This is a genomic window from Serratia sp. Nf2 (assembly GCF_003028435.1).
In the GTDB taxonomy this organism is placed as follows: Bacteria; Pseudomonadota; Gammaproteobacteria; order Enterobacterales; family Enterobacteriaceae; genus Serratia; species Serratia marcescens_L.
On the sequence record NZ_PYTW01000005.1, the window covers coordinates 305,895 to 318,203 of the forward strand.

General features: G+C 57.8%; 9 protein-coding genes. 4 read left to right on the forward strand and 5 right to left on the reverse strand.

Annotated elements, in window-relative coordinates; genetic code table 11:
- Positions 1-14 precede the first annotated feature (14 nt).
- The 5 genes from C9411_RS13845 to nagB all read right to left on the reverse strand — a co-directional run bounded on the left by C9411_RS13845 (position 15) and on the right by nagB (position 5,669).
- Entirely contained in the window at positions 15-1,454 is a 1,440-nt protein-coding gene (locus C9411_RS13845; RefSeq protein WP_063991098.1) for a glycosyl hydrolase family 18 protein, read from the reverse strand.
- Positions 1,455-1,642: 188 nt separating this feature from the next.
- Positions 1,643-2,395, reverse strand: a complete 753-nt coding sequence (locus C9411_RS13850) for an HAD-IIA family hydrolase (protein ID WP_004939957.1) — start codon at positions 2,393-2,395, stop codon at positions 1,643-1,645.
- Between the two features lie 67 nt (positions 2,396-2,462).
- On the reverse strand, positions 2,463-3,683 hold the full coding sequence (locus tag C9411_RS13855; protein WP_033637448.1) for an N-acetylglucosamine repressor: 1,221 nt from the start codon (positions 3,681-3,683) through the stop codon (positions 2,463-2,465).
- Between the two features lie 27 nt (positions 3,684-3,710).
- Positions 3,711-4,850 (reverse strand): N-acetylglucosamine-6-phosphate deacetylase, encoded by a 1,140-nt coding sequence (gene nagA / locus C9411_RS13860; RefSeq protein WP_107227276.1) that lies wholly within the window; start codon positions 4,848-4,850, stop codon positions 3,711-3,713.
- Positions 4,851-4,868: 18 nt separating this feature from the next.
- Positions 4,869-5,669, reverse strand: coding sequence for a glucosamine-6-phosphate deaminase (gene nagB / locus C9411_RS13865; protein WP_004939952.1), 801 nt, complete (start codon positions 5,667-5,669; stop codon positions 4,869-4,871).
- A 334-nt stretch (positions 5,670-6,003) separates the two neighbouring features.
- Between nagB and nagE the strand changes: the two genes are divergently transcribed.
- The 4 genes from nagE to chiQ all read left to right on the forward strand — a co-directional run bounded on the left by nagE (position 6,004) and on the right by chiQ (position 12,300).
- Positions 6,004-8,040, forward strand: a complete 2,037-nt coding sequence (nagE, locus tag C9411_RS13870) for an N-acetylglucosamine-specific PTS transporter subunit IIBC (RefSeq protein WP_041033871.1) — start codon at positions 6,004-6,006, stop codon at positions 8,038-8,040.
- A 240-nt stretch (positions 8,041-8,280) separates the two neighbouring features.
- A complete protein-coding gene (gene glnS, locus C9411_RS13875) occupies positions 8,281-9,945 on the forward strand; it encodes a glutamine--tRNA ligase (RefSeq protein WP_107227277.1) in 1,665 nt (554 codons plus the stop codon).
- Positions 9,946-10,523: 578 nt separating this feature from the next.
- Entirely contained in the window at positions 10,524-11,927 is a 1,404-nt protein-coding gene (locus C9411_RS13880) for an OprD family outer membrane porin (RefSeq protein WP_107227278.1), read from the forward strand.
- Between the two features lie 46 nt (positions 11,928-11,973).
- Positions 11,974-12,300 (forward strand): ChiQ/YbfN family lipoprotein, encoded by a 327-nt coding sequence (gene chiQ, locus C9411_RS13885; protein ID WP_004939944.1) that lies wholly within the window; start codon positions 11,974-11,976, stop codon positions 12,298-12,300.
- The last annotated feature ends 9 nt before the right edge of the window (positions 12,301-12,309 follow it).

Here is a 12,309-nt window from a genome sequence, read left to right on the forward strand (position 1 = left end):
CAATCGATTGGCGATTAGGCGATGAGCTGCCACAGGGTGAAGGCGGCGTCCGGCGTCCAGCCGGCGTTGGAAGTGTGCGCCTGGATACAGGTGTATTTCTTGCCTTTATAACTCACCACGTCGCCGGCTTTGTAGCTGTGGTTGTTCTGCCACTCGGGCGCCCCCGGATCGGGCGGCGTGCCGTCGTTGGCGGTTTTGACCGCCAGCGCACTGCTCGGCAGCGAGGTATTGCCCTGGCTGTCGGTCGCGGTAACGAAGTAGCTGTACTGGGTGGCCGGCGTCAGGCCGCTGTCGGCCAGTGACAGGGCGGCGGTCTGGCCGATCGGGTTGCCGTTGCGGTAGACGGTGTAACTGGCGATCGGTGAGGCGCCGGTGGCGGCAGCCCAGCTCAGTTTCAGCGAGGTGGCACCCAGATCGGCGACCGTCAGCGCCGTCGGCGCATTAGGCTTTCCCGGCGGCGGGGTGACGCCGCCCTGAATCAGCGGCGCGTAGCGGGTTTTGAATTCCCAGTTGTAGGCGACGCCGGCTTTGCTCTTGCCATTGTCCCAGTTGATTGACCAGGTCATCAGGCCCTTGATCGACAGGTTCTTGGCGTCGAGACGCGAGAAGGCGTTATACACCGCCTGTTTGTCGATCACGTAGCCGGTGGCGGCGGCGTCGTTGTTGCTCGGCAGGCCGATGACGAATTTCGCCGCCGGGATCTTCGCATAGCCGCGGGTGCCGGTAACCAGGCTTTCCGTCAGGTAGTAGAGGAAGTCCTCTTTCATGGCGTCGTTATTCTGCGTGATCCAGGCATTGAGTTCATCCACCCAAATACCGTCGCCGCCCTGGTTATAATATTGCGGCGCGATAAAGTCGTAATAGCCTTCTAGGGCGTTGATATAATCCAGATAGGTGCCGTTGGTGCGCAAATACGGGAATTCCGGCGCCATGCTGATAATAAAGTTCTTCCCCTGCGCAGCGTAATAGTCTTTTACTTTTTTCAACGCCGCAGGCAAGACAGTTTTATTATTGGCTGCACCGATCGCCGCCTGTTCCAGATCGATATCCAGGCCGTCGAAGCCATAGACTTCCACCAGGCGAATAATCTCGTCTTTCAGCTTATCTTCGTCGCCGGTCTTCAGTTCGATATGCGCGTCTGCGCCGCCGAGGGAGATCAGCACCGCGCGGCCCTGGCTGTTCAGCACGCCCACCTGTCGGCGGAACTCGGCGTCGGACAGGTTGTAAGGTTTGAAGGTTGGGATGCCCTGGCCTTTCATAAAGGCGACGGCCACCACATTGTATTCGGCGGGAATGTCGGTCAGGTTCATATTGGCGAACTGGCCTTGCTGATAGCCGTCACTGGCGCCGGCGGCCCAGTTGTGCCAAAAACCCATCAGGATTTTTTTATTGGCGATAGTCGGCATAATGGCTGCGTCATCGGCGGCGGCATTAATCATGTTATTTGTGCTCATGGTAGCCTCATTAATTAGGGGTAAAGGTTTTCCGCTGGCCGGCAATATCAGCTATTGGCGGGGCGTAAGGTTATAATGAGGATTTTTAGCGCAGGCAGGCTGAAACCTTTTGCGGTCATGAACGAATTAAATTCAAACTGCGGTCAGGAAGAGAGAAATAATGGCGGCCGGGCAGCCGCCATAATGCATCAGAAAATGGTGATATCGGCAACGGAAGGGTAGACGTAGCTCGGGCGGAACGGCATGGTTTCGATGTCGCTCAGCGTGGAGACGCCGGACAGCACCAGCACGGTTTCCAGACCGGCCTGGAAGCCCGCCAGAATGTCGGTGCGCAGGTTGTCGCCGACGATCACCGTCTCTTCCGAGTGCGCCTGCATTTTGTTCAAGGCGGCGCGAATGATCCACGGGCTGGGCTTGCCGACGTAAAACGGCTTGCGGCCGGTGATCTTCTCGATGGGGGCGCACAGCGCGCCGCAGGCCGGCGAGAAGCCGTGGCCGTGGCTATCCGGGTTGGTGGCGATAAAGCGCGCGCCGTTACTGACGAAGTAGGCGGCCTTGTGCATCATGTCCCAGTTGTAAGAGCGGGTTTCACCGACGATCACGAAATCCGGGTTGATGTCGGTGATGGTGAAACCGGCTTTGTACAGCTCATGGATCAGGGCGCCTTCGCCGACCACGTAGGCTTTTTTGCCTTCCTGGCGACGCAGGAAATCGGCGGTGGCCATCGCCGAGGTATAGAACGCGCTCTCCGGCACTTCCAGCCCGGCGGCGGCAAAGCGGTTCGCCAGATCCTGCGCGGTCTGTGACGGGTAGTTGGTCAGCACCACCAGCGGCATGCCTTGTTCCTGGATGCGCGCCAGGAACAGATCGGCGCCGGGCACCGGCGTATTGTCATGCAGCAGCACGCCGTCGATATCGCATATAACGTTTTTGATTTTCATTTGTCGCTGTTTCTCATGATTACGGCAGGCAAGGGGTGACGATAACACACCTGCCAGAAGCGGCGGATCAGCTTTCCAGCAATCGCTGCAAGAGCACGCCGTTGAGCATCGCGCGTTTGGCCAGGGCGAAAGCGCCGATCGCCGAGCGATGATTAAGTTCGGAGGTCACCACCGGCAGATTTTTGCGGAAGTCCTTCAGCACCTGGGTATTGATGCAGCTCTGGATCGCCGGCAGCAGCACCTTGTCTGCCTCGGTGATCTCACCGGCGATCACCACCTTCTGCGGATTGAACAGGTTGATGGCGATGGCCACCGCCTTGCCCAGATAGCGGCCGACGTGTTCGATCACTTCGCTGGCCAGCAGATCGCCGCGGTTGGCGGCCTTGCAGATGGCGTTGATGCCGCAGTCTTCCAGCGTCAGTTTGCTCGGGTAGCCCTGGCTCAGCAGTTGGCGCACACGCTGTTCGATCGCCGCGTTGGCGGCCACGGTTTCCAGGCAGCCGAAGTTGCCGCAGTGGCAGCGTTCACCCAGCGGATCGATCTGGATATGGCCGATCTCGCCGACGTTGCCGTTATTGCCGAGAAAAATTTGCCCGTTGACGATGATCCCGGCGCCGGTGCCGCGGTGCAGGCGCACCAGAATTGAGTCTTCGCAGTCGCGGGTGGCGCCGAAGTAGTGTTCCGCCAGCGCCAGGCTGCGGATGTCGTGGCCGACGAAACTGGTGACGTTGAAGCGCTGCTGCAGGTTGTCCACCAGCGCCCAGTTGCTGACGCTGATGTGCGGCATGTAGCGCACCACGCCCAGCGCCGGATCCACCAGGCCGGGCAGGATCACCGCGATGGCGATCAGCTCGCGCAGGCGGCGTTGGTTCGCTTCGATGAATTGGGCGATGGCGGCGAACAGCGCATTTTCCAGCGTTTCCTGGGTGCGTTCCGGCAGCGGATAGTGTTCTTCGCCGAGCGATTTACCGCTCATGTCATACAGGGTGATGGTGGCGTCGTGGCGGCCGAGACGCACCGCGACGGTATGGAAATGACGGGTTTCCGACACGATGGAAATCGCACGGCGACCGCCGGTGGAGGCTTGCTGATCGACTTCTTTGATCAGCCCGCGCTCCAGCAGCTGGCGAGTAATTTTGGTGACGCTGGCGGGGGCAAGCTGGCTGAGTTCGGCAATTTGAATGCGCGAGATCGGGCCCTGCTGGTCGATCAGGCGGTAAACTGCTGCGCCGTTAAGTTGTTTGACTAAGTCAACGTTCCCTATTTGTGCTTGTCCGCCAGTGCTCATCAATAATGTTACTCGCTGTTCATTGAATTAAACCTCGTTACCGTTAACGAGCGTTTTGGTGATGTTAAAATCACGGGTGAAGGCGGTCAGGTTAGCCACCTTGCCGGCTTCGATGGTGCCCAGACGGTGCTCGACGCCAATGGCGCGCGCCGGGTACAGCGTCGCCATGCGCAGCGCTTCGTCCAGCGCGATACCGATATGCTCGACGCTGTTTTGCACCGCTTCGATCATGGTCAGCGCGGAACCGCTCAGGGTGCCGTTCTCATCCACGCACAGCCCATCCCGATAGTATATTGTTTTACCGGCGAAAATAAATTGGTCAATATCGGCACCCGCCGGAGCGGTCGCGTCGGTGACCAAGACCAATTTATCACCTTTCAGGCGTTTGGCGTTACGGATACTCGCCCAGGCCACGTGATGGCCGTCGGCGATGATGCCGGTATAGACCTCCGGCGTATCGAAGATCGCCCCCATCAGCCCCGGTTCGCGGCCGGTGATATACGGCATGGCGTTGTACAGGTGGGTGGCGAAGCTGATGCCGGCGGCGAAGCCGGTGCGCGCCTGATCGTAGGTGGCGTTCGAGTGGCCGGCGGAGACCACGATGCCGGCCTCGGTCAGCTGCTTGATAACGTGCGGCTCAACCATTTCCGGCGCCAGCGTCACCTTGGTGATCACATCGGCGTTGGCGCACAGGTAATCGATCATGTCCTGCGTTGGTTTGCGAATGAACGCCGGATTATGGGTGCCTTTTTTCACCGGGCTGAGATACGGCCCTTCCAGGTGCAGGCCCAGCGCCTGATTTTGGTGCTTTTTCAGATAAGCGCGCATCACGTCGACGCTGTGCTTCATGAATTCGTCGCTGCTGGTGATCAGCGTCGGCAGATAGCTGGTGCAGCCGGATTTCTCGTTGGCGCGCTGCATGATCTCCAGCGTTTCTTCCGAAATCGCTTCCAGCGAATCGTTGAACTGGACGCCGCCGCAGCCGTTCAGCTGCACGTCGATAAGCCCGGGGGCCAGGATGGCGCCACCCAGGTCGCGCGTTTCGATGCCGGCGGGCAATTCAGCCGCCGGGCAGACTCTCTCGATCAGCCCATCAGCGATAATGACTGCATGGTCATCAAGTACGTCGTGGCCGGTATAGATTCGGCCGTGGGTTAAAGCGAACATCGTAGCCCCCTGCAAAGATTAAAGACTTTTCACGCTTTCCGCTTCTAACTCGCGGAAATATTTGACGGTTTTGACTTTCAGCTCCATGGTGGCCGGTTCGTCGCACACCACCACCGCTTTGGCGTGCAGCTGCAGGCAGCTGATGGTCCACATGTGGTTGATGTTGCCTTCCACCGCGGCTTCCAGCGCCTGCGCCTTGGCGTGGCCAGTCACCAGGATCATCACTTCTTCGGCATCCAGCAGCGTGCCCACGCCGACGGTCAACGCATATTTCGGCACCAGGCTGACGTCGCCGCCGAAGAAGCGCGAGTTGGCGATGCGGGTGTCTTCGGTCAGCGTTTTGATGCGGGTGCGTGAAGCCAGGGACGAAGCCGGCTCGTTGAACGCGATATGGCCGTCGATGCCCACGCCGCCCATGAACAGGTTAATTTTGCCGTAAGACTTGATCTTCTCTTCGTACTGGCGGCACTCGGCGTCGACATCCGCGGCGTTGCCGTTCAGCAGGTTGATATTCTCACGAGGGATATCAACGTGGTCAAAGAAGTTGCGGTACATGAAGGTGTGGTAGCTTTCCGGGTGTTCCTGCGGCAGGCCAACGTACTCGTCCATGTTGAAAGTCACAACATGCTTAAAGCTTACTTCACCTGCTTTGTGCATCGCAATCAGATGTTTGTAGGCTTCCAGCGGCGTACCGCCGGTGGGCAGGCCGAGAACAAACGGGCGCTCTGCGGTTGGCTTGAATGCGTTGATGCGTTGAACGATATGACGCGCGGCCCATTTGCCGACTTGTGCGGTATCTTTCAGTGGGATAAGTCTCATCTAACACCTCTTGGGATAAGTAAACTAAAGCTATACTGTACGGGCCTGCGGGAGTCCTAAGCGTAACCCAGCTTTATGATTCTCGCGTGAATCGTCCGTTCGGTTGATTTTTTGAATGATAAAATAAGTTTTGTGTGATGGCCAGCAATCTGGGAGGGAAAGACTACTTTTTGGTGATATTTATCACAAAAAGGGAGGTTTTAATTTGCGATACAAAATAAATTTTTTACACTCGGCATGAGTGATACGTGCCATGCGTTTTTTCTAAAAAGGTAGTGAGAGCTCCAAATAAACTACTAATAGGGTCCGTCCGCGGACAACATAGGGGGAAAAGGTGAACATTCTTAGTTATTTGCAAAAGGTGGGACGGGCGCTGATGGTGCCGGTCGCCACGCTGCCCGCCGCCGCCATCTTGATGGGCGTCGGGTACTGGATTGACCCTGTTGGTTGGGGCGGCGACAACGCTTTCGCCGCTTTATTGATTAAATCCGGCTCTGCGATTATCGATCATATGGCCGTGTTGTTCGCCGTTGGTGTGGCCTACGGCATGTCCAAAGACAAGGACGGCTCTGCCGCACTGACCGGCTTCGTCGGTTTCCTGGTGCTGACCACCCTCTGTTCACCGGCCGCCGTGTCGATGATTCAGAAGATCCCGCTCGATCAGGTGCCTGCCGCGTTCGGCAAGATTGAAAACCAGTTCGTCGGTATTCTGGTGGGTATCATCTCTGCCGAAGTGTACAACCGCTTCAGCGGCGTCGAGCTGCCTAAGGCGCTGTCGTTCTTCAGCGGCCGCCGCCTGGTGCCGATCCTCATTTCCTTCCTGATGATCCTGGTCGCTTACATCCTGATGTTCGTCTGGCCAGTGGTGTTCGGCGCTCTGGTGAGCTTCGGTGAACACATCCAAAAATTGGGCTCGGTCGGCGCGGGCATCTATGCCTTCTTCAACCGCCTGCTGATCCCGGTCGGCTTGCACCACGCGCTGAACTCGGTGTTCTGGTTCGACGTGGCCGGCATCAACGATATCCCTAACTTCCTCGGCGGCCAGCAGTCGATCGACGCGGGTAAAGCGGTTGTTGGCATCACCGGTCGTTATCAGGCGGGCTTCTTCCCAATCATGATGTTCGGTCTGCCGGGCGCGGCGCTGGCCATCTATCACTGCGCGCGTCCTGAGAATAAGGCGAAAGTGCTGGGGATCATGATGGCGGGGGCATTCGCCGCCTTCTTTACCGGCATCACCGAACCGCTGGAGTTCTCCTTCATGTTTGTGGCGCCGGTGCTGTACGTGATCCACGCCGTGTTGACCGGTATCTCGGTGTTCATCGCTGCTAACATGCATTGGATTTCAGGCTTCGGTTTCAGCGCCGGCCTGGTGGATATGATGCTGTGGGTGCGTAACCCGCTGGCGACCCACTGGTACATGCTGATCCCGCAGGGCCTGGTGTTCTTCGTTATCTACTATGTGGTGTTCCGCTTCACCATCAACAAGTTCAACCTGATGACCCCGGGCCGCGAGCTGGCGGTTGCCGGTGACGAAACCGACGGCTATGACGTCAACGTCAACAGCAACGCCGGCAAAGACGAGAACGAAACCACCACGCTGGCCCGTCGTTACGTTGGTGCGATCGGCGGTTCCGACAACCTGACCGGTATCGACGCCTGCATCACTCGCCTGCGTTTGAACGTGAAAGACTCCGCGCTGGTGAACGACGCATTGGCGAAACGCCTCGGCGCATCGGGCGTTATCCGCCTGAACAAGCAGAGCGTGCAAGTGATCGTCGGCACTCGTGCTGAACTTATCGCCAGCGCAATGCGCAACGTGATTGCAGCCGGCCCGGTAGCGGCAGCGGCGGCCCCGGCGGCGGCACCTGCCGCGGAAGCCAAACCGCAGGCGGTACCGAACGCACCGAAAGCCGCGTTTGAAACGCTGGTGGCGCCGGTGACCGGTGAAGTCGTGGCGCTCGATCAGGTGCCGGACGAAGCTTTCGCCAGCAAGGCGGTAGGTGACGGCCTGGCGATTCGCCCGACCGACAACATCGTCGTGGCGCCGGCGGACGGCACCGTGGTGAAAATCTTCAATACCAACCACGCGTTCTGCCTGGAAACCGACAAGGGCGCCGAGATCGTGGTGCACATGGGGATCGACACCGTCGCGCTGGAAGGGCAGGGCTTCAAACGCCTGGTGGAAGAGGGCGCGGAAGTGAAAGCCGGTCAACCGATTCTGGAACTGGATCTGGATTATCTCAACGCCAATGCGCGTTCGATGATAAGCCCGGTGGTGGTCAGCAACTCTGACGACTACGCCGGCCTGGCGGCGCTGGCCAGCGGCTCTGTGGTCGCCGGTCAGACCAAGCTGTACGAGATCCAAAAGTAAGGCCGTTTTTACCTGAGTAGTACCGGGGGCCGGTCACGCATCATGGCGGAGTGTGCCCCGACTTGGCGGGAAGAGAGCGATCTCTTCCCGCTTTTTTTATCCCCTTTCGCTCCACTGCGGTGCGCTGTGCGCCTATGGCGCAACGCGCCGCATTTTTCGTGAAACAAACGGTTGTTTCCAGACGTGGCTTGTTGGATCATAGGCGGTTATGTGTAGCGCTTTGCATTGAGGAACAGTGAAATGAGTGAGGCTGAAGCCCGCCCAACCAATTTTATCCGTCAGATCGTCGATGAAGATCTGGCGTCGGGGAAACACACGTCGGTACATACCCGCTTCCCGCCGGAACCTAACGGCTATCTGCATATCGGCCACGCCAAGTCCATCTGCCTGAACTTCGGCATCGCCAAGGACTATCAGGGCCAGTGCAACCTGCGTTTCGATGACACCAACCCGGTGAAAGAAGACATCGAGTTCGTGGAGTCAATCAAGCACGACGTGGAGTGGCTGGGCTTTGAGTGGAGCGGCAACGTTCGTTACTCCTCAGACTATTTCGATCAGCTGCACCAGTATGCGGTTGAGCTGATCACCAAGGGGCTGGCCTACGTCGATGAGCTATCGCCGGAGCAGATCCGTGAATATCGCGGCACCCTGACCGCGCCGGGCAAAGACAGCCCGTACCGCGGCCGCAGCGTGGAAGAGAACCTGGCGCTGTTCGAGAAGATGCGCAACGGCGAGTTCGCCGAAGGCGCCGCCTGCCTGCGCGCCAAGATCGATATGGCTTCGCCGTTTATCGTGATGCGCGATCCGGTGCTGTACCGCATCAAGTTCGCCGAACACCACCAGACCGGCAATAAATGGTGCATCTATCCGATGTACGATTTCACCCACTGCATTTCCGATGCGCTCGAAGGGATCACCCATTCGCTGTGCACCCTGGAATTCCAGGATAACCGCCGTCTGTATGACTGGGTGCTGGATAACATCACCATTCCTTGCCACCCGCGTCAGTACGAGTTTTCGCGTCTCAACCTCGAATACGCCATCATGTCGAAGCGCAAGCTGCACCAGCTGGTGGCCGAGAAGATTGTCGAGGGCTGGGACGATCCGCGTATGCCGACCGTCTCCGGTCTGCGTCGCCGTGGTTATACCGCCGCCTCGATTCGCGAGTTCTGCCTGCGCATCGGCGTGACCAAGCAAGACAACAACGTCGAGATGGTGGCGCTGGAATCCTGCATCCGCGACGATCTGAACGAGAACGCGCCGCGCGCCATGGCGGTGCTGGATCCGGTGAAAATCGTCATCGAGAACATGGGCGATGCGGTGGAAATGGTCACCATGCCTAACCACCCGAACAAGCCGGAAATGGGCAGCCGCGAAGTGCCGTTCAGCCGCGAGATCTATATCGATCGCGCCGACTTCCGCGAAGAAGCCAACAAGCAGTACAAGCGTCTGGTGCTGGGCAAGGAAGTGCGTCTGCGCAATGCCTACGTGATCAAGGCCGAGCGCGTCGAGAAGGACGAAGCGGGCGAGATCACCACCCTCTTCTGCAGCTACGATGCGGAAACGCTGAGCAAAGATCCTGCCGACGGCCGCAAGGTGAAGGGCGTGATCCACTGGGTGTCAGCGGCGCACGCGCTGCCGGCGGAAATTCGCCTGTACGATCGCCTGTTCAGCGTGCCTAATCCGGGCGCGGCGGAGGATTTCCTCTCCACCATCAACCCGGAATCGCTGGTCATCAAGCACGGCTTCGTCGAGCCGAGCCTGGCGGCCGCACAGCCGGAGAAAGCCTATCAGTTCGAGCGTGAAGGTTACTTCTGCGCCGACAGCCGTCACTCGTCGGCCGAGCATCTGGTGTTTAACCGCACCGTCGGCCTGCGTGACACCTGGGCGAAAATCGAAGGTTAATCTTATTCGCCTGAAAAATTAATGAATCAGCGCGGCTTTAAGCCGCGCTTTTTTATGCCTGCACTCAGCTCACGATCTATTCCTCTCTCATTTTATCCGGGATGCGTTTAATTAATAGCGACGCATTAACCCATTGGTTCTCTTATATTGGTCCTATTAGTCTTCATTTTTTCTTATATATTCGTGATGCGAATTAATTTCATTTAGAGAGCGCTCTCAGTTTTTATCTTCTGACTGACGGATTTAGTCAGGCTGAAACCATTAATCGTCTCAGGTTGACCACGTATCTCAATTTATTCTGATTTAATTGAATTTTTTATTCGACACCTTCCATGATCACCGGCGTAACAAAATCTCACTGATATGTGCTCCTTGTCATACTTTGACAAATCTCCCGCATTTTTCATTTGATAATTCGCGTCGCGAAAAATAGTCTGTCTGTAGCAATTAGTGCTGTGGGAATAACATCTCGTCGGCAATATTTTTTACCCGTTCGGGTTTTTTATTGGCAGTCGTGCAGGGCAGTGGTGAACACAGGCGGCTGCAACTTTTAAGTTAAGTCAAAGAGGAATTTCAATATGGGTACGCACGGTGCTCAGCGTAAAACGCTGACGCTCGCAGTCGCGGGCGCGCTGTTGGGAACAGGGTTTGCCATGGCGCCTGAGGCGAAAGCCGCAGGGTTTATCGATGATTCCACGCTGACCGGCGGCATTTATTACTGGCAACGTGAGCGCGACCGTAAAGATCTCAATCCGGACAGCAAGGATTACAACCAATACACCACCAACCTGTCGCACTCCACCGCCAACCTGAGCCTGGATTTCGCTTCGGGCTACGCCTGGGACATGTTTGGTCTGGACGTCGGCGCCTTTACCGCCATCGAGCTGGCAGAATCCAGCGCCAGCGGCCACCCGAACGAGATCGCGTTCTCCTCGAAAAACCGTACCTACGACGAAGACTATTCCGGTGACAAAGGCGGCGTGAGCCTGTACAAAGCCGCCGCCAAATTCAAATACGGCCCGGTCTGGGCGCGCGCCGGCTATATTCAGCCGAGCGGCCAAACCCTGCTGGCGCCGCACTGGAGCTTTATGCCGGGCACCTATCAGGGGGCCGAAGCCGGCGCCAAGTTCGACTACGGCGACGCCGGTGCGTTGAGCTTCTCCTACATGTGGACCGACAAATACAAGGCGCCGTGGCATATCGAGATGGACGACTTCCGCCAGAACGATAAGAAAACGCGCGTCTCCTACCTGCACTCGCTGGGTGCCAAGTACGATTTCAAAAACGATCTGGTGCTGGAAGCCGCCTTCGGCCAGGCGCAGGGTTATGTGAATCAATACTTCACCAAGGCGTCTTACAAATTCGATGTGCTCGGCAACCCGCTGACCACCAGTTACCAGTTCTACGGTGCGGAAGACCGCATCAGTAACAAGAACGATCCGAACAGCATCTACGACGGCCTGGCCTGGCTGCAGGCGCTGACCTTCGGTTACACCACCGGTCAATTCAACTGGCGTCTGGAAGGCACCATGGTCAAGGCGGAAGGCAACCAGGGCTTCTTCCTGCAGCGCATGACCCCGACCTACGCCTCGTCCAACGGTCGTCTGGACGTGTGGTGGGATAACCGCTCCGACTTTAACGCCAACGGCGAGAAAGCGGTGTACGCCGGCGTGATGTATGACCTCAGCAACTGGAATCTGCCGGGCATGGCGGTCGGTGGCTCCTACGTTTACGCCTGGGATGCCAAGCCGAGCACCAACCCGATCTACGATCAGAGCCAGCGCCTGAAAGAGAGCGCCTGGAGCCTGGACGCGATGTACACCATCCAGGAAGGGCGCGCCAAGGGCACCCTGATCAAACTGCACTACACCCAGTATGACAACCACACCAACATCCCGAGCTGGGGCGGCGGTTACGGCAACATCTTCCAGGACGAGAAAGACGTCAAGTTCATGGTCATCGCGCCATTCACCATCTTCTGATGCATTCCCCGGCCTCGCCGCCGGGGGCAGTTAAGGGAATTCAACGATGAAAAAAATCATGCTGATGTTGGCGGCCGCCGCGGCCTTGAGCGCCTGCGCGCAACCCGCCGCGCCGCCGGAAGACGCCAAATTGAAACAGGCGTATAGCGCCTGTATCAACACCGCCGAAGGTTCGCCGGAGCGTCTGCAGCCCTGCAAGGCGGTGCTGAACGTGTTGAAACAAGAGAAGCAGCACCAGCAGTTCGCCGCGCAGGAAACGGTGCGGGTGATGGATTATCAGAACTGCATTATGGCGGTGCACAGCGGTAACGGTCAGGCTTACGACGCCAAGTGCGGCAAGCTGTGGCAAGAAATTCGCGATAACAATAATTAAGAAGGACAA

What these genes read in the sequence shown, in the direction of transcription:
- nagB (WP_004939952.1), bottom strand. Translation starts at nt 5,669, where the DNA reads ATGAGACTTATCCCACTGAAAGATACCGCACAAGTCGGCAAATGGGCC.
- C9411_RS13845 (WP_063991098.1), bottom strand. Translation starts at nt 1,454, where the DNA reads ATGAGCACAAATAACATGATTAATGCCGCCGCCGATGACGCAGCCATT.
- C9411_RS13880 (WP_107227278.1), top strand. Translation starts at nt 10,524, where the DNA reads ATGGGTACGCACGGTGCTCAGCGTAAAACGCTGACGCTCGCAGTCGCG.
- nagA (WP_107227276.1), bottom strand. Translation starts at nt 4,850, where the DNA reads ATGTTCGCTTTAACCCACGGCCGAATCTATACCGGCCACGACGTACTT.
- C9411_RS13850 (WP_004939957.1), bottom strand. Translation starts at nt 2,395, where the DNA reads ATGAAAATCAAAAACGTTATATGCGATATCGACGGCGTGCTGCTGCAT.
- C9411_RS13855 (WP_033637448.1), bottom strand. Translation starts at nt 3,683, where the DNA reads ATGAGCACTGGCGGACAAGCACAAATAGGGAACGTTGACTTAGTCAAA.
- glnS (WP_107227277.1), top strand. Translation starts at nt 8,281, where the DNA reads ATGAGTGAGGCTGAAGCCCGCCCAACCAATTTTATCCGTCAGATCGTC.
- chiQ (WP_004939944.1), top strand. Translation starts at nt 11,974, where the DNA reads ATGAAAAAAATCATGCTGATGTTGGCGGCCGCCGCGGCCTTGAGCGCC.